The 21,717-nt window shown below is 45.6% G+C and carries 21 protein-coding genes; 16 read left to right on the top strand and 5 right to left on the bottom strand.

Features of this window, described 5'->3' with window-relative positions:
• Nucleotides 1–4: 4 nt before the first annotated feature.
• From NIAKO_RS20700 to NIAKO_RS20675, 6 genes are all read left to right on the top strand, one after another.
• Entirely contained in the window at nt 5–1,426 is a 1,422-nt protein-coding gene (locus tag NIAKO_RS20700) for a hypothetical protein (RefSeq protein ID WP_014220403.1), read from the top strand.
• A 52-nt stretch (nt 1,427–1,478) separates the two neighbouring features.
• On the top strand, nt 1,479–2,444 hold the full coding sequence (locus tag NIAKO_RS20695) for an NHL repeat-containing protein (protein WP_014220402.1): 966 nt from the start codon (nt 1,479–1,481) through the stop codon (nt 2,442–2,444).
• Between the two features lie 25 nt (nt 2,445–2,469).
• Nucleotides 2,470–3,501: a YncE family protein gene (locus NIAKO_RS20690; protein WP_014220401.1), complete on the top strand. Its 1,032-nt coding sequence runs from the start codon at nt 2,470–2,472 to the stop codon at nt 3,499–3,501.
• A 147-nt stretch (nt 3,502–3,648) separates the two neighbouring features.
• On the top strand, nt 3,649–4,221 hold the full coding sequence (locus NIAKO_RS20685) for an FEKKY domain-containing protein (protein WP_014220400.1): 573 nt from the start codon (nt 3,649–3,651) through the stop codon (nt 4,219–4,221).
• 45 nt (nt 4,222–4,266) lie between these two features.
• The gene (locus NIAKO_RS20680) at nt 4,267–4,665 is read left to right on the top strand and encodes an NUDIX hydrolase (RefSeq protein ID WP_014220399.1); all 399 of its coding nucleotides are present in this window, start codon (nt 4,267–4,269) and stop codon (nt 4,663–4,665) included.
• A 188-nt stretch (nt 4,666–4,853) separates the two neighbouring features.
• A complete protein-coding gene (locus tag NIAKO_RS20675; RefSeq protein WP_014220398.1) occupies nt 4,854–5,705 on the top strand; it encodes a 2OG-Fe(II) oxygenase in 852 nt (283 codons plus the stop codon).
• A gap of 34 nt (nt 5,706–5,739) precedes the next feature.
• On the opposite strand, the gene NIAKO_RS20670 is transcribed toward NIAKO_RS20675, so the two are convergent.
• Nucleotides 5,740–7,401 (bottom strand): ArnT family glycosyltransferase, encoded by a 1,662-nt coding sequence (locus tag NIAKO_RS20670; RefSeq protein WP_014220397.1) that lies wholly within the window; start codon nt 7,399–7,401, stop codon nt 5,740–5,742.
• Between the two features lie 322 nt (nt 7,402–7,723).
• Between NIAKO_RS20670 and NIAKO_RS20665 the strand changes: the two genes are divergently transcribed.
• The 5 genes from NIAKO_RS20665 to NIAKO_RS20650 all read left to right on the top strand — a co-directional run bounded on the left by NIAKO_RS20665 (nt 7,724) and on the right by NIAKO_RS20650 (nt 12,672).
• Complete coding sequence (locus tag NIAKO_RS20665; RefSeq protein WP_014220396.1) at nt 7,724–9,448, top strand: alpha-amylase family glycosyl hydrolase; 1,725 nt, start codon at nt 7,724–7,726, stop codon at nt 9,446–9,448.
• A 296-nt stretch (nt 9,449–9,744) separates the two neighbouring features.
• On the top strand, nt 9,745–10,758 hold the full coding sequence (locus NIAKO_RS20660) for a hypothetical protein (RefSeq protein WP_014220395.1): 1,014 nt from the start codon (nt 9,745–9,747) through the stop codon (nt 10,756–10,758).
• A gap of 123 nt (nt 10,759–10,881) precedes the next feature.
• Complete coding sequence (locus tag NIAKO_RS39600; RefSeq protein WP_014220394.1) at nt 10,882–11,517, top strand: DUF6515 family protein; 636 nt, start codon at nt 10,882–10,884, stop codon at nt 11,515–11,517.
• 20 nt (nt 11,518–11,537) lie between these two features.
• Nucleotides 11,538–11,681, top strand: a complete 144-nt coding sequence (locus NIAKO_RS39595; RefSeq protein WP_207622370.1) for a DUF6515 family protein — start codon at nt 11,538–11,540, stop codon at nt 11,679–11,681.
• A 292-nt stretch (nt 11,682–11,973) separates the two neighbouring features.
• The gene (locus NIAKO_RS20650; protein ID WP_014220393.1) at nt 11,974–12,672 is read left to right on the top strand and encodes a response regulator transcription factor; all 699 of its coding nucleotides are present in this window, start codon (nt 11,974–11,976) and stop codon (nt 12,670–12,672) included.
• A gap of 86 nt (nt 12,673–12,758) precedes the next feature.
• Here the strand turns inward: NIAKO_RS20650 and NIAKO_RS38975 are convergent, their stop codons facing one another.
• Both NIAKO_RS38975 and NIAKO_RS20645 read right to left on the bottom strand, forming a co-directional pair.
• On the bottom strand, nt 12,759–12,935 hold the full coding sequence (locus tag NIAKO_RS38975) for a hypothetical protein (protein ID WP_014220392.1): 177 nt from the start codon (nt 12,933–12,935) through the stop codon (nt 12,759–12,761).
• Between the two features lie 469 nt (nt 12,936–13,404).
• Nucleotides 13,405–13,608 (bottom strand): hypothetical protein, encoded by a 204-nt coding sequence (locus tag NIAKO_RS20645; RefSeq protein WP_133055263.1) that lies wholly within the window; start codon nt 13,606–13,608, stop codon nt 13,405–13,407.
• Nucleotides 13,609–13,843: 235 nt separating this feature from the next.
• Here NIAKO_RS20645 and NIAKO_RS20640 point away from each other — a divergent pair, with 235 nt between their 5' ends.
• The 5 genes from NIAKO_RS20640 to egtB are packed head-to-tail and all read left to right on the top strand — an operon-like array spanning nt 13,844 to nt 19,743.
• Nucleotides 13,844–14,851 carry an L-histidine N(alpha)-methyltransferase gene (locus NIAKO_RS20640; protein WP_014220391.1) on the top strand — a complete coding sequence of 336 codons (1,008 nt, stop codon included), beginning with the start codon at nt 13,844–13,846 and terminating at the stop codon, nt 14,849–14,851.
• Nucleotides 14,852–14,862: 11 nt separating this feature from the next.
• Nucleotides 14,863–16,242, top strand: a complete 1,380-nt coding sequence (gene lpdA, locus NIAKO_RS20635) for a dihydrolipoyl dehydrogenase (protein ID WP_014220390.1) — start codon at nt 14,863–14,865, stop codon at nt 16,240–16,242.
• Nucleotides 16,239–17,033, top strand: a complete 795-nt coding sequence (locus NIAKO_RS20630) for an ATP-binding cassette domain-containing protein (protein WP_014220389.1) — start codon at nt 16,239–16,241, stop codon at nt 17,031–17,033. Before lpdA ends, NIAKO_RS20630 begins: the two co-directional genes overlap by 4 nt.
• Nucleotides 17,030–18,595 (top strand): ABC transporter permease/substrate-binding protein, encoded by a 1,566-nt coding sequence (locus NIAKO_RS20625; protein WP_014220388.1) that lies wholly within the window; start codon nt 17,030–17,032, stop codon nt 18,593–18,595. The genes NIAKO_RS20630 and NIAKO_RS20625 overlap by 4 nt, the downstream gene beginning before the upstream one ends.
• Nucleotides 18,592–19,743, top strand: coding sequence for an ergothioneine biosynthesis protein EgtB (gene egtB, locus NIAKO_RS20620; protein ID WP_014220387.1), 1,152 nt, complete (start codon nt 18,592–18,594; stop codon nt 19,741–19,743). The genes NIAKO_RS20625 and egtB overlap by 4 nt, the downstream gene beginning before the upstream one ends.
• Here egtB and NIAKO_RS20615 read toward each other — a convergent pair whose 3' ends face one another.
• Nucleotides 19,744–21,282: an MFS transporter gene (locus NIAKO_RS20615; protein ID WP_014220386.1), complete on the bottom strand. Its 1,539-nt coding sequence runs from the start codon at nt 21,280–21,282 to the stop codon at nt 19,744–19,746. It lies immediately after the preceding gene.
• Between the two features lie 17 nt (nt 21,283–21,299).
• Nucleotides 21,300–21,689 (bottom strand): VOC family protein, encoded by a 390-nt coding sequence (locus NIAKO_RS20610; protein ID WP_014220385.1) that lies wholly within the window; start codon nt 21,687–21,689, stop codon nt 21,300–21,302.
• Nucleotides 21,690–21,717 lie beyond the last annotated feature (28 nt).

Raw genomic sequence — 21,717 nt, 5'->3', positions numbered from 1 at the left:
ACAAATGAAACATGTAACAATTGCAGGTTGCAGTTTGGTACTTGCATTGGCATTCTCAGCCTGTTCAAAAAATGACACCAAAGTGTCAACGGCCCAGATCCAGGTAGGGCAGCAGGTAGACAACAGCGCTCCGCTCTCCGGTGCTATTAAAGGAACGATGAAAACAGGTCTTACCTACATCGTTACCGGGAACGTAACGGTGAATGCGGGTGACACCCTGTTGATCCAAAAAGGGGTAACGGTGCAGGTTAAAAATGGCGCTTGTTTCTTTGTAAATGGTACCATGGTTACCCTGGGAACAAAGGACGCTCCGATCACTATTACCGATCCTTCCAGAACAAAGACAACCGGTACTTCAACTGCCTCTACCGATTCTGCGTATGCAGGTGGCTGGGGTGGTATCTGGTGCGGACCTACCTGTCCGTTACTGGTGCTTAAATGGACGCATCTTGATTTCACCGGCGCCGGTTTGCAAACCATTCCTTTTGCCGGCCCTGCAGTAGGTGATAAATATGCCATTTACTTCGGTAACTACAGCGGAAAATTGATCATGGAAGACAGCTGGATCTATGGTACGCCCGATGACGCCATCCGTTTTTATGGCGGCGACATCTTTATGGTGCGCAATACCACGGAAAAATGCGGTGCTACCGGTGGCGATGGTATGAATGCCAAAGGTGGTACACAAGGGGTGATGGCTTACAACCTGATCATTGGCGGCGCCACCAACGGTACCAAATCAGCAAATGATGGCAGCACCGGCAGACAGTGTATGATCGCGATGTTCAACAATACTTATGTGAACATGGGTTACAGAAACGTAAAAACGTTTGGTGCACGTGGCGGTTCAATTGAGGTGGAGAACAACTCAAGAGCGCTGGCATATAACAACCTGATGGTGGATTGCCAGTTTGGCCCAAGAATAGCTGGCGGAAATGACGTAACTGCTAAAGTATACCTGGCAGATACCACCGGCCCGCATAATGGAGATTTTATTCCAATGACAGCATATGGCTACAACTGGAATTATGTTGACAATGCAGCGCAGGCTGGTCAGATCGTTCCAACAAACGTTGCACAGGCGGTAGTAACGCATCCGCAATCAACTGATATGCCCGATATGAAAACATTCCTGGGCGCCAGTTATACTTTCGGTGCGCAATACAACGGTACGGCACTGGTAGGCTTGAACAACCCCCAGTTTGTTAATTATCCTTTGCCAAACATGAATTTTCAAACCCAGGCTTCTGTTGATGGTTTCGATTTTCATTTGAAAGCCACTTCACCAGCGTTGGGCAAAGGTTATACCGGTTTTACTATTCCGGCAAACGTCCCCATCGATGCCAACTTTGGTGCAACGGCAGCGGTGAAAGCCGGGAAAGATATCGGTTGCTACCAGGCTGATGGTTCAGGAAATCAACATTAATCAATAGACAATTGACAATAGGCAATAGACAATAATCAATAGACAATCGACAATGAGCAATAAAACTACCAGGCAAAGAATTATAGGGCTGTTGAACATTCGGAGAAATTTGCCAATTGCCTATTGCCTATTGTCTATTGTTATCTCCTGTAATAAAAATGCGCACCCGGCAACAGCTGTACCCGATAAGCCGGCTGTAACTGATACTTCGGCTGATAAATTGTCTGTTGTGCTGAAACATACCTTGCCCATCCAGTTGCAGGAATCCTCAGGGCTTTGTTATACCGATGGAAACCTCTGGAGTTTTGGCGACAGTGGAAATCCCAATGCCATCTATAAGATCGATTCGGCCACAGGCGCCATCTTACAAACAGTTACGATTGCCAATTATCCCAATATTGACTGGGAATCTATGGCAGCCGATTCGTTGTATCTCTATATCGGCGATATGGGAAATAATGATGGCAACAGGACTGATCTTAAGATCCTGCGGATAAAAAAAGCCGATCTGGCATCAGCGCCTGCGCAGGTAAGTGTACAGGCCGATTCCATTACATTTTCTTACACAGACCAAACGAGTTTTTCTTACAACAGTAACACCAATTTCGATTGTGAAGCAATGGTAGCAGTAGGAAATAATTTATATGTCTTTACAAAAGACAGGGGCGATCTGAAGACGCGTTGTTATATGTTGCCCAAAAATCCGGGCACGTATGCGGTGTCGCCTGTTTCGGGTTTTGATGTCAGCGGAAGAATTACCGATGCCGCCTATAATAAGGCAACGGGTGAGCTGGCCTTGCTTGGCTATATGAGTCAGAAAGACAATTCCTTCATCTGGTTTTTTAGCAACTATCCCGGCGAACATTTTTTCGCCGATTCATCCCTCAGGATTACTATTGGCCGTTCATCGGATGAATGGCAAACAGAAGGGCTTGATTATGTATCGCCCACCAGGCTGTTGCTGAGTTGTGAAACAACGCCGGCACATACAGCAGCGCTTTATTCCATCCAGAAATAACAATGATCTATATAAAACACAACCAATGAAACGCACCCTTTTTACGATCCTGCTTGTTGTATCCCGCCAACTTTGCGGGTTTGCGCAAACCCATACCACCGGCATTGAATTACTGAAGAAAACAGTGATCGGCGGGGAAGGCGGCTGGGATTATGTTTCGGTAAGTGTGGAAGACAGGCGTTTATACGTTTCGCACAACAACCAGGTAGAAGTGCTGAATGCAGATACCCACGAAAAGATTGGAACTATTCCCACAAAAGGCGTGCATGGCATTTGTGCTGTTCAGTCGCTGGGAAAAGGTTTTATCACCAATGGAAAAGCGAACAATGTAACCGTGTTTGATATTAAAACCCTGCAACCCCTGGCGCAGATCGCCACTGATGAAGATCCCGACGCGTTGTTGTACGATAAATTCTCCAACCGGGTATTTATTTTCAATAACGATGCAAAGACGATAACAGTGATCGATGCGCTGACAAATAAAGTAATTAAAAGTTTTAGCGTGGGTGGCAACCCCGAGGCTGGCGTGTCTGACGGCGCCGGTACCATTTATGTGAACCTGGAAGATACCAATGAAATTATAGTTTTTAACAGCAAAACGCTGGTCATTAAAAAGCGCTTCACTTTAACACCCGGGGAGCAACCAACCGGATTGGCCTATGATAAGGAAACACATCGCTTGTTCAGTACCTGCCGCAAGAGTCAGTTGATGATGGTGATGGATGCCGATAATGGCAAAGAGATTGCCCGTTTGCCAATTGGTAAACTCACAGATGGTGCTATTTTCAACGAGCAGGCTAAATTGATTGCCTGTTCAAATGGGGAGGGAACCATAACCATCGTAAAAGAACTGGCGCCCGATAAATTTGAAGTAGTGGATACCATCGTAACCGCGCGGGGCGCAAAAACCCTGGCATTTGACAGTAAAACCGAACACCTGTATACCGTTACCGCACAATTAGGCGATACACCGGCGCCTACGGCAGCCAATCCAAAACCACGGCCCGCTATTATTCCCGGAACGTTTATGTTGCTGGAATACGGAAAAAAATTATAGGCAAAAAATTTGGTTAAGGCTCACAGGTTAATTTCAATCCCCTTTCGGTAGCGAAAGGGGATTCTTTTTCGGCGCCGAAGTCCTGGCGGAGGAGGCTTGCTGTTGCAGGAAATTGAAATTTGTTGCATCTTGTCGCAAATTCGCCCAATGATCCGATCCCTAATGACATTCCTGCTTGCTGTTTCCTCCCTCTTTTGTAGCGCGCAAATGAATAAGACTGATACTACCCTTAGAATGCTCACTTATGGAATGCTTGAACTGCAAAGTGAGCTGGTCGAACATGTTGTATCGCCCAAATATGGTTTTATAAATTATCGCGTTGCCGATTGCAGTGTTACGAAAGAATTGAAAGACAGTGTGGCGAGAGAGAATAAAAAGGTGTCTAACATATTGGAAAAGCGGTTTGGCAGTGACTGGGAAAAAAAATATAATGATGAGGTTGCTGCCATCCTGCATTTGCAGGCAAAGGCAAAAGCACTGGTAAAAAAGGAGCCTTATATTGCTGATAAAATGAAATTGTGGAACATTGATGAGTATGATGGACTGCTTTTTCTGGTTGTCATCACTGACATGCCAAATGTTTTTGATGTATTCGTTTCTGTCTACGGAAAACAGCCTGGAGAAGATGAGAAAGTTATAAAATATGAACTTACCGTTGATGTAGAAACAAATACTGTGACCCAAAAAAACGATACACATAAAGTAACTAAGCCTGATTAAATCCTGAAAATAGGCGAACTTACAGGAATAATTAAACCATCCTGTATGAGAATAATCGATAAACTGGCCTGGATCGCAATCGATAACAAAATGGTGCTTTCTACCAGGTCGTTTGGAAAAGATAAATTTTACATTCCTGGCGGCAAACGCGAAACCGGCGAAACCGATGAACAGGCCCTGCTGCGCGAAATAAAAGAAGAGCTGAACGTTGACCTAGACAAAGCTACCCTGGCAAAATTTGGCATTTTTGAAGCCCAGGCGCATGGCCACACAGAGGGCGTGATGGTTAAAATGACCTGTTATACGGCTTCCTACTCCGGACAATTATCTCCCCGATCTGAAATAGAAGAAATGGCCTGGCTAACGTATGCCGATATGAACAGGATCTCGGAAGTTGATAGACTCATCTTCGATTATCTGAAAGCAAATGACCTGATTAATTAAAGCGCTTTACGAAGAATTACTAAATTCATAATATTCCGTTCATATTGCACATATACCTCCTGTTGTTTCAGTTGTGATGTCCGCTTTTGCAAGCGCTGACCCGGTACGTTAAGTAATCAAAAAGTTTATAGTTGTGCATATGGGTATTATCCTCTTATGAATATATTTAGCACTAAAATCTCTTAAACGTGCTCACAACTACCACACCAATTTTCGATTTCGACAAATGGAACAGTCAGCTGAATGAGTTAAGTAAAAAATATCAGGAAGCTGGTCCTTATCCGCACATTGTTCTCGAGAACTTCCTCGACCCCGAAGTGCTGGATGCCTGTATTGAGGAATTCAACAAATTGAACGAATCGGACGGGTGGATCAATTATAAACATTACAACGAAAATAAACGGGGTCTGAACAAGCTCGATCTGTTGCCAGAAACGATCAGGGAAACTATTAATGAATTGAACTCACCTGAGTTCGTGAAATGGCTCAGCGCCATTACAGGTATTGAAAATCTTCAGAAAGATGATAGCCTGGAAGGCGGTGGTATCCATCAGTCAGGTAAAGGTGGCTACCTGAATGTGCATGCAGATTTTACAGTACATCCGCATCACCGCAACTGGCAAAGAAGAGTAAATGTACTGGTTTACCTGAACCCCGACTGGAAAGAGGAATATGGTGGAAAACTGGAGCTTTGGGATAAAAAAATGAAAGGCTGCGAAGAAAAGGTGTTACCCGTATATAACCGTTGTGTTATTTTCAATACGGATGCTGATTCTTATCATGGCCATCCTGAACCTACTACCTGCCCCGACAATGTTTACAGAAGGTCTATAGCCCTGTATTATTATACGATTGAAGAAAACCCTTACCGCAGGGCCACTTACTATCAGGCAAGACCTGGTGATGGAAACAAAAAATTGCTGGTAGGGATTGATAACGCTATGGTGTCGCTGTACACAAATATCAAAGGCAGGTTGGGTTCCAATGACAAGATCGTAAGTAACATCCTGAAAGTATTTTCAGGCAGAAAGAAAAAATAACCTCAGCAGGAAAAAATAGTTCAGGGAACCGCCATTATTGGGCGGGCGGTTCCCTTTTCAAAAACACAAAGCCATTTTTGCGATACAATTCTCTTAACTGGGGGAGTTTATAGTTTTGTTCCCGGTCTACTTTCGTTACGAAATAAACGGGTTTATCTATGTTTCCCTTTAACAGCCATTCTTCGTTGTAGCTATCCGGGTTGGTTGGCTTTTCCTTCCGGGTATAAAACAACACACCATAGCTTTTAAAACCCAGACAATGTACATAGCAATCTTCACCCTGACGGGCAATGAAGAAATCAATGCTCGCAGCCTGAGAATACTTTTCGACTTTCGGCACAATGATGGCCGAGGCCAGGAACACTACAATGGCCATGGCGCCAAAGAGGGTAAATGCAGCTCTGACGAACTGTCCCTGTTTTAATTTTCTTATTCCAATGATCAGTGCAACAACCAGCAGAACGCCAACGATACCTTCCCAGCCACCCCAATGTACATCCGCTTCCATGTTTGCTTTGGCGAATACATCATCTACATAAGGCGCAAGGAGCCTTACTTTTAAACCTATAATAGCCACGCCCAGGATCAGCAGTGAAATAATTCCGCCAAGGATGCCGAGGAGTACGCCGACATATTTTTTATAAACAGCCTCATTCAGCTCCCATTTATAAATGGAATAAGCTGCCAGGAACGTAACGGGGAACCAGGCCAGCGAGGAATAGTGAATGATGCGTGACTGAACGATCGTAAAAAGGACAGTTACTACCCAAAACAAAATGACCATCCATTTTTTAAAGTCTTTATCAAAACGGCTGTTGTATTTGCCTTTAAAGAAGGCGGGAATAGCCAGGATGGAGGCTGGAAAGCAACCTACAAGCAGCACTATATAGTGATAACCAAAAAAGCCGGCCTGGTCTGCGTCGTGCGTCGTGAACAGGCGGTATTGATATTTCAGGAATTCAGTGATAAACCAGGTGCCCCGCGTGATGGTTTCGTAGGCGTACCAGGTAGACAATACCAGGAAAGAGATGACCAGGAAAAGAAGCGCATGCCCCCAGTTGAAATAGATCTTAAAGCGATTATAAATAAGATAAACACCCGAGACCAGCAGGAAGATCATCAGGGCCACCTGACCTTTGGTGAGTATGGCCAGCCCCATGAACACGCCTGACCAGATCACATAATAATAAAGTGGCTTTGTTAGTCCTTCCTTATCGAAACCATTCTTTTTCCAATGGTAGAGGATGAAATTATAAAGAGATAGAAAAATAAAAAGATTGAACCAGGGGTCGATGATTCCCGATTTGAAATACATATTGGGAAAAAGTGAACCGCCATAGGCCAGCGCCCACAATATACCAAAACGGGTATCGTAAATGCGCCTGCCAACAGCATATACTACAAGCAGGGTGGCAATACCACAGATGGCATTGGGAAAACGGGCGGCAAATTCAGTTACGCCAAACCACTTCATGGCAGTGCTCTGCATCCAGAAAAACATTGGGGGCTTTTCCCAGAATGGAAGATAATCAATATATACCCGGGTATAATCATGAAGCTTTATCATTTCCCTCGAGCATTCGGCAAAGTTTATTTCGTCCCAATCGAATAAATGCACGCTCCCCAGGAATGGAATAAAAAGCACGGTTGCTACAACTGTGATCAAAAGAATGAGGGTGGAATTTTTCAATCGCATAATGGAATTAAATCTTCAGAAATAATCAAAAAATAAGGTAGGATCTAATTAATAGAATAGCGGTTTAATGGAGTGGTTTTAATAATGGTGCACTTAGTGGAAGAGCTATATATTATCTTAATGTTATATAGTCAGCCTCCGGCAGTCAAAAGTATAAGTCTGCTGCAACAAAGCCACATTTCGTCTGTTAAGTGCGGGTTATCACTTTCTGAAGATATGCGGAAATTTTATAATCTGCTTCAAAAACATCATAAAATGGGGTGTTTTTCACGGCTGATGTTCGCTAGAGGTGTTGTAAATTAAAAGATACAAACCTATAGGTATGGCAGCCATTAATTCCATTCAGCAAATCGATTTATTGCCACAACCAGGCAAAACCTATTTTAATTTGAACCGGGAGTGGCGGGAAGAGTTCATTTATTTTTTATTGGTAGACCGGTTTCAGGACAGCCAGGCCAGATCACCAATAAACCAGCCGGGCCGGGTGGCTGGCATTCATACGCCCGACAATTTTTATGGCGGCACCATTCGTGGCATTACTAACAACCTCGATTATATTGCAGGGCTTGGGTGTACAGCCATCTGGCTCTCGCCTGTTTTTGAAAACAATGCCGGCGCTTACCATGGATATAACATTAATAACTACCTGAACATAGATCCGAATTTCGGTACCAAACAAGACCTGATTGATCTTGTTGATGCAGCACACAATTATCAATTGAATGGAGCGCCATTTCCCATCCGGATCATTCTCGATGTGGTGATCAATCATTCTGGCGACAACTGGTTTTATAAGAACGAAGACCAGCCCGGTGTACAACCCTATAAATATTTCAACGACATCCGCTTTGATTTTGGAAACTGGCGCAAACCCGACAGGCCCGTGCCACTGGAATTGAGGAACCTGGATCTGTATCACCGCCGTGGTTCTATAGCCAGCGCATCGGGCTATGACACATATCCCGAAAACCAGCACGGTGACCTGTCTGGACTGAAAGATTATGCCAATGACGATGATAGGGCGGGTTCTGAACTGATCAATATTCTTATTAAGGCACATTGTTACTGGATCCGCGAAGCAGACATAGACGGGTTTCGGGTGGATGCAGTAAAGCACATGGGGCCGCTGGCATGTTCCCGGTTTTGTTCCAACATCCGCGAGTATGCCTATTCACTGGGGAAGCGCGGATTTTTCCTGTTTGGCGAACTGGCCACGCCCAATGATGATATTTACAATCAATACCTCGGCCAGAACACTTCAGTGTCTGATGGAAATAATACCGTTTTTTTCGGGATCAATTCCCTGCTTGATTTTCGGTTGGCCGGTGCTGGCATAAGGGCAGGGCTCAGGGATGTTATTACAGGCAATGCATCGCCACAGACTTTATTTGAACGCCTGCAGGCGCAGCAATCCAGGGCTTTGAACCGCGGCGAGCTGGGACGTTACCTGGTTAGCTTTATCGACAACCATGATTCCTTCTGGCAACCCAGGGGAAGATTTGGTGCTTACGCTTCCGATCAGCAGGTCATTGCAGGGATCGGCTTTGTACTTTGTTCCCTGGGAACTCCCTGTATCTATTATGGTACTGAACAAGGCTTTTCCGGATCAGGAGCTGATAATAATATCAGGGAAGCGTTGTTTGACAAGGCAGGCCCCGGCCAGAGTTTGTTGAATACACATTGTAATATTTACCAGGAGATTGCCAAAATAGCAGCTGTTATGCGAAGCCACGAGCCGCTTCGCTTCGGCAGGATGTATTACCGGCAGATATCGGGAAATGGAAAAGATTTTGGTTTACCGGTTGGCCCTGAGTATACCCTTGCCTTTTCGCGTTTGTTGTATAGCCAGGAAGTTTTAGTGGCGTATAATGTCTCCTCATCTGCCAGGAATGATTGCATTATTGTAGATGCTGCGTTCCATAAAGCGGGTGACAAACTAACATTCCTGTATGGAGATGTTGGGGGTGTGCAGGTACAGGTGGCGCCTTCCGGTGCTTTGTTTGTGCAATTGAACCTGAAATCGGGGCAGTTCGTTATTTTGGAATAGATATCATAACACTAACGAAAATATATACTTGAAAATTTATTGAAACAAAATATATACATCCCGGATTTTGTTGGGGAGAAAATATCCTTTTACTTTTGGTTCGCAAATTCAATGAACACACGTCACACCTGTTAGCTTCTATAATCAGATCATTCTATACGGCATAGAAGAACCACTATCGTTCAACTAAATTCTTATTGCAGATCATGTACCCACTGGCTTTATGCCCGTGGTGTTTATCGCCATCTTTCCCGGTGACGATACCCTGTGTTTTTTAATAATTAAACATAAAGCTTATGAAAAGGACACTCGTTCTGACAGCATTGCTGTTGGCCGGCTTCGCCGTGACTTTCAACGCCTGTAAAAAAAATAATGAACAGGCCGCCATTGAGAAACAAACTGATGCTGCCGTTAAAGTAGAAAACGGCCGTTTGGCTTTCAACACAAACAAGGATTATTACAATTATGCGGAGACTGTAAAAACTGAAACATCCGCTAAAACCGGTTTCCATTCGCTGTTCGCCGCCCTGCAGGCTTCGTACAAGAAAACCGACAAGGACCCGGGTTTATCAGCCACCCTGGCTGATTTGGATAAATTTGAATTCCCCGCAGGTTTTCTGGCAACCCTGAATGAAAAGGGTGAGGTAAAGATCGGCAATGAGATCATCTGGTATCATGACGGTAACAAGTACTGGATCCCTGCCAGCGAAGAAGCGAACCTGGAATCGCTGAAAAAAGATCCGGCTCAGATCAAAAAGTTTGCTAAGTATGGTACTACTGCCGTGGGCCATCCGAATGCGCATGTTGACCTGGGTAATACCGGCCTGGATGCACGGAATCAATATGTGTTTTTCCCAATAAGCGCTATCAGCGGCACCAACATGGTTGGCAGTAACCGGAAATATGTTCATGAAATTTACGGTAAAGTTGACCCTTACAGCGATCCTACTTTACCTGGCATTAACCTGTACCATGCTTCAGTGATCCTGCGGTTGAAAATGGAATGGCAGGGCTGCTGCGACTGGAATCCAAATGCAAGTGAAGAAAGGTCTGAAGCATGGGCTGTAACCGGAACCTGCACCTTACCAGGTATGAGCCGTTTGAGCTATTATAGCTTGCCTTCTACCTTCAACATCACCGACTCAAGACCTTCTACCCGTGAGAACGTTGATGTTACCCTTGTTACCGCTGAAGTGGTAGGCGCGTTACCATCTACCTGGAGCATTGATATAACCGGTACTATTACCTCAACCTTTGTTGGCGCTACAGATGCAACCGGCAAATGGGTTAATACCGGTACACTTTGGTAGTAGTCATTAGCTGAAAAGTTTTGTTTACAGGTTCATGATTATAGAGAAGAATGGGCTGTTCTGTCCCGATGCTTCGGGATGGGGCGGCCTTAATTCTTTTTTTTCCTCATTTGGCGGATTCACGTGCTGTTTCGTGTCCTCTCCTCTCTGCATGTTGTTCTATTGCTGATTATCTCCTGCGCCCGTATTGCGGTTCAGGCACAAAGAGGGCGGGGGCGTCCGGCAGGCGGCGGAGGCCAGCAGCCTATGCATGGCGGCGCCACACAGCATACCATGCCCCACAGGAATACAAGGCCTGCTATTAATAATAACAACATTGATAACAGGAATACAGACCGCAGTAAGAATATAAATAACGCCACGCGCAACAGTAACAATACTAATATAAGCGGTAACACGGTTAATATAAATGTAGACAGAAGCCACGATGTTAATGTGGTAAACAATCGAAACACGGTGGTGCGAACCAATAATATTGCCACCTACAGAAGACCACCCTATGTATATAGCGGGGCGCGGTACTATTGTTATCATCCTTATATCTATCATCCGTACAGACCTTTTTACTGGGGAGCCGCCTGGCATCCCTGGGGATTCTTTGTAGCCACACTGGCTGTTACCGCAATCGTAGTTAGTGTTGAAAATGAAAAGTATCACTACGACCAGGGTGTTTGGTATGCACAATCAGGAGGGGGGTATACGGTTGTACAGGCGCCGGTAGGCGCTACTGTTACAACCATCCCTTCTGGTAGTAAGTAGTGCCGCCACCGGCAGGCGCTGTGGTAGAGAATCTCCCCGAAGGTGGGGAGGAAGTAAAGGTCGGCAATCAGACTTATGTTAAGATAGGCGAAACCAATTATCAGCCGGTACAGATTGATGGCAAAAACAAATATGAAGTGGTGCAGGTTGAGCCCGATAAATAATGAGTTTTGTTGTAAAGGTCTTTTAATAGAACCAGCTATTGTTTACGGCAGTAGTTAGTTTTATAATTTATCATAATGTGTTTAATTCTTTCACTACCTGTTCAAAGCAACTGCAACGATTCAATCTCCGTAATTGTCTTGTGTAATACCATTAGCTTTTGTGTTAACCATTGTTAACTTCATTATGAGAAGAAAATTTTTAGCTTTAATTTTGGCGGTTGAAGCGCGAAAATTTCTGAGATAACTGCGATCCTTTTCCTGCCATAGTTTTACACATTCACGATCCAATTTCATGAATAAAATCAAGGTATTATTGGTTGATGATGAGCCTGTGTTAGCGTCTATCATCAAGGAATCACTGGAAATGCGGGAGTTTATCGTTCATATTGCATTAAATGGCATAGATGGCTGGAATCAGTTCCGTGAACTGAAGCCAGACCTCTGTATCATTGATGTGGTACTACCCAGGAAAGATGGTTTTTCACTGGTATCTGAAATTCGCCTGGTAGATGATAAAGTACCGATCATGTTTCTCACTGCAAGAACAGAAACGGAAGATGTGATCAGGGGTTTTGAAATTGGTGCAGATGATTATATGAAGAAACCCTTTTCCATGGAAGAACTGATCCTGAGATTGAAGGTGCTGGTAAGGCGGCGGGTTGGCGGGTTCAGCCCCCGTTCAGATCCTTCGGAGGAAACAACCATTGGCCGCTTTTTGTTTAATTCCCGCAGAATGGAATTGAGCCGGGACAGGGAAATAATTCAATTATCACAACGCGAAGCGGAGTTGTTACAATTGTTGAGCGATTCAAAAAACAGTTTGCTCGACAGGAAAACGGCGCTTATAAAATTGTGGGGAAAGGATGATATTTTTTCTGCAAGAAGTATGGATGTATATATAACCCGGATAAGGAAATATTTCAGGCTGGACAGTTCTGTTGAAATTGTAAATATCCGGGGAAAAGGCTATAGCCTCATAGAGCGTTCATAGCTGGCCACCATCGTTAGCAATACCTAATAGTACAAAGACTATTAGGTATTGTTGTGGTTTTCAGATTACGGATTTATAAAACGGAGCTATTTTGTCCACACACCATATTCGCACTTTGCTTTGATCATATGATTGCCGCTTGTTTTTATTTCGCTGCTCGGCGAATTGGCGGATGGAGTGGGTATTGGTTGTGTGGTGTTTGTTAGATTCTTACATCCGAATAAACGGAATACCATCAGGGAAAGGAGAGTTGCTTGTTTCATTTATGAGCGTTTAATTTTGCACAGGGCTTTTATTTCTGATTACTTTGGGGTTTCCTGCTGACCCTAAAGCCCGGCGCCAGGCTTTATTGATCAGCTTGTTTTGATGCCTATCTTCTAAAATTGAATACGCAAAGTTAGAGTGACGGGTTGTTAATCACTGATGATTTATCGTTAACTAGTGTTAATACCACTAAGTGGGTAAAATTGACTCAATGAAAAAAAACAACCGGACAGTATTCCGGCCAACCTGGTCAAGCGAGGCAATTAAGTTGACGAGGAAGGGTTGATAGGGTTGACAAAGTTGATAGCGTTGATAGAGGAGAAAGTTTACGTGTTAACAAGTTAAGAGGTAGACTAGGAAGAAGGAGGTAGGGAGAATGAAATTGATAGCGTTGATAAAGGAAAGCCGCGCGGAAGCCTTTGCCCTTTCACCTCTGCCCACTGCCTACTGCCCTTTGCCGGCTGCCGTCTACCAATTACAAGCAACCTCCACCTTGTGGTACTCGATGCAATAAAAATCGCCATGAAACCTGATGGCGTAACCTTTTAACGGCTGCTCCCGGGTGATGGCGAGGTGTTGCAGTGGGGTAGCAAAGGGCAGCACCGGCGCTTTGAAGTCGAATTTTCCAATATCGGCGAACCAAGTACCGCTGCCCTCTGTTAGAAACAGCACTGTACACAAAGGGCATTGCAGGGGCGTATCGAACAAGTGGGAGCCGATGGTTCAACTGCCAGCAGGGTAACATCATCTTTTAAAAAAAGCCGGTTCAAATTGCTCATACTGTAAAATGGACATTTCAACAGGTTCAAAATAGTAAAATCCTCATAAAGGCATAAGTCTTGCATCTATCACCCCAATAAGGGTAATTGCGGGGAAAGAAAAGATTCACAACGTAAAAAAGAAGCTAATGAATAATAGTATTTGTAGCAGTCAATCTAACGTTAAAAACCTGCCAAAGGAAACCGTAGCTAAGAATTCCCAACAGTTTTATGAAGACGTACTGGAAGGGCTTTCACAATACCCCAAAAAACTTCCTTCAAAATATTTTTATAATGCAGCCGGCGACAGGCTTTTTCAGCAGATCATGCATAGTGCCGATTATTACCTCACCCGGTGTGAGCTGGACATCTTCACTACCCGGCTACCGGAAATGACGAAGCTGTTGATAAAAGAAGGGACGCCTTTTGACCTCATTGAACTGGGGCCGGGAGATTGTTACAAATCTATTCATTTGATGAAGGCGCTCACTAAACAGCAGGCAACTTTCAACTATCTCCCGATAGATATTTCCGGCGCTGTGCTCGATCTTATAAATACCACGCTGCCTGCCCTGCTACCCGGCATGCCGATCATTCCTTTGCATGGCGAGTACTTCCGCATGCTTTCAAAAGCAAATAAACACTCCGCCAACCGGAAAGTGGTTTTATGTTTGGGCAGTAATATCGGCAATATGAGCATGATGGAAAGCCATGCGTTTTGCCAGGACCTGCGCAGGCATTTAGACCCCGGCGACCTGGTGATCATGGGTTTTGATCTGGTAAAGAATCCTAATATGATCAGAATGGCTTATAACGACCGGGATGGAATTACCAGCCAGTTTAATCTTAACTTGCTGAAGCGGATCAACCACGAACTGGGAGGGAATTTCAACCTGGATGATTTTGAACATTATTGTAGTTATGAACCTGAAACAGGTGCATGCAAAAGCTTCCTGGTATGTTTGGAAGACAGGACCGTCCGGATAAGGGATACCACCATCTCGTTTAAAAAAAATGAATATATCTGGATGGAAATTTCGCAAAAATTTACCCAGGAACAGGTCGATGACCTGGCGTTGAAGAATGGCTTTAAACCGGTAAGTAATTTAATGGATAGCAAGCAATGGTTTGTCGATGCCTGTTGGGTGGTTCTTTAAAACAATGCTGCATGAAAAAGTATGATGCTTTGATCATAGGTTCGGGCCAGGCTGCCAGCCCGTTGGCCACCAAGCTGGCTGCCAAAGGCTGGGAAGTTGCCCTGGTAGAAAAAGAACATATCGGCGGCACCTGCATCAATGAAGGGTGTACGCCTACCAAAACAATGGTAGCGAGTGCAAAGAACGCCTTTCAGGCAAGGCGGGCAAAGGAGTATGGCCTTACAACCGGCAACGTCCAGATTGATATGCAGGCCATCATCAACCGGAAAAAGGGTGTGGTAGACCGGTTCAGAAATGGGTTACAACAGTCACTCGAAAAACAGGAACATATCGACCTCCTTTGGGGAGAAGCTTTTTTTACCGGTAATAAGCAGATCGCTGTTACCGGTAAAGATGGTAAAACGCAATCGTACACGGCCGGTCATATTTTTATCAATACAGGCGCACGCCCCGCCATTCCACCCATACCGGGTATCGACGGTGTGCCTTACCTTACCTCTACTACCATAATGGAATTACAAACAGTACCGGAACACCTCGTGATCGTTGGCGCCGGTTATGTGTCCATAGAATTCGCGCAAATGTTCCGGCGGTTTGGCAGTAACGTTACCATCCTTAACCGGTCAACTGGTTTGCTGGCAAGAGAAGACACAGATGTGTCGGACGGGCTCCAGTCGATCCTGGAAGAAGAGGGGATCAATATTATACGAAACATAAACGTGGAGGCTGTCAGTAAGGATACAGGCGGCATTATTACATTGACCACAAATGACAACGCGCACCGAACTATTACCGCCTCTCATGTATTGATTGCCACGGGACGCCGTGCCAATACCGATAAGCTTCAATTGGAAAAAACGGGGGTGGAAACAGATAAGAATGGTTATATTAAGGTGAATGAAAAACTGGAAACAACTGTTCCGGGCATCTATGCGCTGGGGGATGTAAAAGGCGGCCCCGCATTCACCCATATTTCTTACAACGATTACCTGGTTGTTTATAAAAATATTATTGAACAACAGAACGTCACTATCAATAACCGGCCTGTTCCTTATTGTGTTTTCATGGACCCCGAAATGGGACGTGTAGGATTAAATGAAACGGAGGCCAAAGAACAGCAGTTACCGTATAAGGTAGCTAAGCTGCCTATGAATTATGTGGCGCGGGCTACTGAAGCCGGAGAACCCAAAGGGTTCATGAAGGCGATCGTACATGCGCAAACCGATAAAATCCTGGGCGTGGTGGTCATTGGCGCCGGTGGTGGTGAACTGATGTCATTATTGCAAATTGCCATGCTTGGCGGGGTTACGGCCAGTCAGTTAGCCGAAAATATTTTTGCCCACCCCACTTATGCAGAGTCCATAAACAACCTCTTTAATACAATCGCATGATCAGCATCCAACAGGTGAGTAAACTGTATGGAACGAAAGCTGCAGTAGACCAGGTATCCATGGAAATAGCATCAGGTGAACACCTGGCGTTACTGGGCGCCAGCGGCAGCGGTAAAACAACGCTGCTGAGAATGATCAACCGGTTGATTGAGCCAACGGGTGGCACGATCTCTATTGGCGGAAAAGACATTACAACGCAGCCCGCCCATTTGTTACGGCGTGATATTGGTTATGTGATCCAGGCAAGCAGCCTTTTCCCACATTACACGGTAGAAGAAAATATCAGTGTGATCCCAAACCTCTTAAAATGGGACCGGTCAAAAACAACGGCGCGGGTAACCGAATTACTCGCAAAAGTACAATTACCTGATGCATACCGCACCCGCTATCCGCATCAATTGAGCGGCGGGGAAGCACAGCGGGTGAACCTGGCGCGGGCATTGGCTGCCAGTCCGCCGGTGCTGCTTATGGATGAACCGTTCAGTGCATTGGACAACATTACCCGCACTGCTGTTCGCCAGTTGTTTAAAGAACTGGAAGAACTGAAAAGCAAAACGATCATCATGGTAACACACGACGTGCAGGAAGCTTTTGAAATGGGGAATACGATCGCCTTGTTGCAGGATGGAAAACTGTTGCAAAAAGGTAAACCGGATGAGTTGTTATATCGCCCCGTCAATGAAGAAGTGAAAAAGTTCCTGGAAGGGAGCTCGCTGTCCGTCGCCATGGCCACCATACCCGCTGGCGAGATCTGGCAGTGGCTGCAAAACCAAAATAACAAAAAGGCATGAACGGTTCACAAAACTTATGGCGTTTTATAGCAGAGCACTGGCAAAAATTGCTGGAGCAAACCGTTCAGCATATCGGCCTGACGCTGATCTCCATTATGCTGGCTATAGTCATTGGCGTGCCGGCAGGCATTTATGTTGCCCGCAAAACAAAACTGGCTGCTCCTGTAATTGGCATCACTGCCGTATTTCAAACCATTCCCAGCATTGCCCTGCTGGGCTTCCTGATTCCATTAGCCGGCATTGGCCCCACACCTGCCATCATTGCTTTGTTTTTGTATGGGTTATTGCCGATAGTTAGAAATACCTATACCGGCATTATCGGTATCGATGCAAATATCAGGGAGGCGGCCATTGCTATGGGAATGACCCCGGGTGTCAGGCTATTAAAAGTAGAATTGCCATTGGCGATGCCCGTGATCCTGTCGGGGATCAGAACGGCTACCGTGATCAATGTAGGAGTAGCCACACTGGCCGCTTACATTGCAGCTGGCGGCCTCGGTGAATTTATCTTCGGTGGTATTTCGCTGAACAATACCAATATGATCCTGGCCGGCGCTATCCCTGCTGCCTTGCTGGCCCTGTTACTCGACTTTTTACTATCCCTGCTGCAAAAGATAAAACTTAAAAAATTGTCTGCGGCATTTATAACTGTACCGCTGTTGATCGCTGTCAGTTCATTTTACCTCACACCCGGCATCCGGCATACCGGGTTGCTGGCTGGTTTTACACCGGAGTTTATGGGCCGTAAAGATGGCTATCTCGACCTGCGGTCGGTGTATGGCCTGCAGATGCACCCGGTAGTGATCAGCGATGCTGTAATGTACAAAGCGGCGTATGAAAAAAAGCTGGACGTGATCAGCGGGTATAGTACTGATGGCCGCATCAAAGCCTTTGACCTGGGTACGCTCATAGACGATAAACATATTTTTCCGCCTTATTATGCGGCGCCCATAGTAAGAACAGGGGTGCTGCAGCAATACCCAGAACTGGAAGGAGTGCTGAATATGCTAACGGGCAGGATCAACGATTCTATTATGACCGGGCTGAATTACCGGGCCGATTACCTGCACCAGGAACCGGAAAAGATTGCGGAAGATTTTCTAAAAGCACAGGGTATCTGGAAAACGCCGCGCGGCGGGAAAAAAGGAGTGGTGCATATTGGTTCAAAAATATTTGCGGAGCAATACATCCTGAGCAATATGTATGCTATGCTCATAAAAGGCTATACCGATCTTGATGTAGAAACAAAGACGGGTTTGGGCGGCACCAAAATATGTTTTGAAGCGCTCAGGAATGGCCACATCGACCTGTACCCCGAATACACAGGAACAGGTTTGCTGGTAGTGCTGCAAACAGACAATGCCACTACAGCCAGATTGATACAGGATAAAGATGCGGTATACAGGTACGTATACGAACAATTCCTGCAACAATATAACATCAAATGGTTACAACCGATCGGGTTCAATAATGCGTATGCGCTGATGATGCGGCAAACGCAAATGAAACAACTGGCTATTGCCAATATTTCAGATCTGGTAAAACTAACAGCTAAACCATGAATACATTATTACACCAATACCAGGCAGTGAGGAAACATTCGGAACACCTTTGCAGAAACCTTAAAACAGAAGATTATGTGGTGCAGCCCGTGGTGGATGTTAGTCCGCCCAAATGGCATTTGGGGCATACCACCTGGTTTTTTGAAACATTCATCTTGCAAACGGTTAAAGGCTACCGCGAGTTTGACCCGATGTACAATTTTGTATTCAACAGCTATTATGAATCGGTAGGGGTTCGGGTTGTTCGTACAGACCGGGGTAACCTGAGCAGGCCCTCCGTAGAAGATATTTATAATTACCGGAAGTATGTAGATAACGCCATGCATAGTTTGTTACAGGCACAGTTATCGGCAGACCTCACCGGGCTTATTGTTCTTGGGCTTAACCATGAACAGCAACACCAGGAACTGCTGGCTACAGATATTAAATATATTTTGGGTAATAATCCGTTGCAGCCCGCATTTGAAGTAGAAAAGACGAGCCAGGTTCATGATCCTGAAAAAAGCTGGGTAACCATGGAAAGTGGACTGTACGAAATAGGATATGCCGGCGATGGTTTTTGTTTTGATAATGAATTGGGTCGGCATACGGTTTACCTGCCTGCTTACCGCATTGCAACCATGCCGGTCACCAACCGCGAATACCTGGTGTTTATGCAAGAGGGTGGTTATAAACAACACCAGTTCTGGCATGCGGAGGGCTGGGATTGGGTAAAGAACAATAAAGTGTCGGCGCCTATGTACTGGCATGCAATCGATGGGGAGTGGTGGTGTTATCAGCCATCGGGGCTACAGTTGTTACAGCCACATGATCCTGTTTGCCACATCAGTTTTTATGAAGCGGCAGCTTATGCTGCCTGGAAGGGGATGCGATTGCCTACTGAATTTGAATGGGAAGCGGCTGCGCCGAAGTTTCCCTGGGGAAAGCGTTGGGAATGGACGAACAGTGCTTACCTGCCGTATCCCGGTTTTGTAAGAGCAGCAGGGGCCGTTGGCGAATACAATGGCAAGTTTATGGTAAATCAAATGGTGTTGCGCGGCGCATCTGAAGTTACGCCGGAAGGACATAGCCGCATAACCTATCGCAATTTTTTTCATGCGCCCCTGCGCTGGCAATATACGGGCATCCGCCTGGCTGAACACTACTGATTAAGATGGCGTAGCAGGCACCTTCTTCCTGATAAAAACAATCGTCATCAGGGCTGCAAAAAAACTTAAACCGGCGCTGATGCGTTGAATTTTCGCATAGGCGGTAATGAAACTTTCCTGGTAAAGTTGTTTAATGGTGCTTTGCTGCGCAGCCAGTTCCGGTGGAACGGCGGCGTTGCCGAGGTTGGATGCCTGTGCAAAAACAATATTCTTTTTGGTGGGGTTCAGCGTAGTATTATCCATACCGTGCTGCAGGGCTGCTGAGAAAAATACAATGGCCAGTGCGCCGAATACGGCGTTGGCCACCACTCTCGAAATGCTGGTCATGGCATTGTTTACACCGGAAGCAATCCCCGAAAAATGTTTGGAAACAGATCCCATCACCGTCGAGGTAAGTGGCGTAACTGTTAGCGTCATACCCAAACCCAGCAACAGGATGCCGGGAAAAAAAGTAACAAAGTATTGATGGGCGCCATCGGTTTTGGTAACCAATGAGAGCAGAAGTTGCCCAATGCCGGTGATCAAAGGACCTGCAATCAAAAAAAAGCGCGAGCCGTATTTGTCAGACAGTCCGCCTACAAAACCCGATGCTGCAGCCATAAGAATAGTGAAAGGTAAAAAGGTAAGCCCTGATTGAAACTGGGAGTAACCCTGCACCTGCACGAGGTTCAGGGAAAGAAAAAGCGTGCTCGCGCTAAGACCGGCATATAAAAAAAATGTGAGGGTGTTAGTGCCGCTGAACAAAGGATTGGAAAATAAGCTTAGCGGCATCATGGGGTGGCTGCTCCTTTTTTCAATAACGAGATACAGGATCAGGAAAATGATTCCGCCCGCTAAAGAAAGATAAACGGTTAGCTGATGAAAACCGGCAATCGGGATGCGAAGAAAACCGAACGTCAATAACGTTAACCCGCTGGCCAGGGTGCCGGCGCCCCATAAGTCGAGGCCCTTACGGTCATCCTCGCGGTTCTCATTTACTTTAAAATGAAGGATGATAAGTGTGGCAATACCAAGGGGAACGTTGATGAAAAAGATATACCGCCAAAGACCTGCATCGGCCAGTGCGCCGCCCAGCATGGGGCCGCCCATCGTAAATATGGTAGAAGAGGCAGACCAGATGCCGATAGCTTTCCCGCGTTGTTTTTCGTCGATAGAAGAAGAGATAAGCGAAAGACTGCCAGGGATCATCATGGCCCCGCCGATGCCCTGGATAATTCTGAAAAGAACAAGGGCTGTTATACTGCCGGCGAATCCGCAAAGTGCAGACCCGGCAATAAATACAGTGATCCCCACCATGAACACCTTTTTGCGCCCCAGTTTGTCGCCCAGTGCGCCGCCGATCAGGATCAGGGAAGCCATCATCAACAGGTAACCGTTCAGGATCCAGAAAAGGTCGGGGCCTGTGGCGTTAAGCCCTTTTTGAAGCGCAGGCAGCACCACATTAAGCCCGGTCATATCTATATACCCCATGGCAGAAGCCACAATAGTGGCAATCATGACCCATCGGCCAGCGGCGCTGTTTAAGGCAACTGTTTTCAATACTGGTGGTAAGTATCTTAATTATTTTCAATAACAGAAAGAAAGTTACCTGCCGGATCTTTGAACCAGGCTATAACCGGTCCATCGCCCCGGGAGATGCCCTTTTTGTCGGTTTTTAAGGGACCATTGTCATATTGTTCGAAAACAACACCACGCGCCGTTAGTTCGTCAACGGCCGCTTCCACATCTTTCACGCCAAAGTTAAGCACTGTATAGGTGGCAGGCTCGTGGTTGTCTTTTTCGTAGATCATCATGCCATTCTGATTGCCGGGAATATTTAAAGTTAAGGTATTCATGGGCGTCCTGGAAACATCCAGGTTAAGCTTGCCGGTATAAAAGTCGAAGGCTTTATCAAGATCATCAACTGAAAAAGTATTAAATACTTTTTGAAAAGTAAGTGTTCCCATATGATGCCGTTTTTTATGGGATTGCTGA

The organism is Niastella koreensis GR20-10 (assembly GCF_000246855.1).
Lineage (GTDB): Bacteria > Bacteroidota > Bacteroidia > Chitinophagales > Chitinophagaceae > Niastella > Niastella koreensis.
Note: the sequence above shows the minus strand (reverse complement) of the source record. Positions and strands in the feature narration are given on the sequence as shown.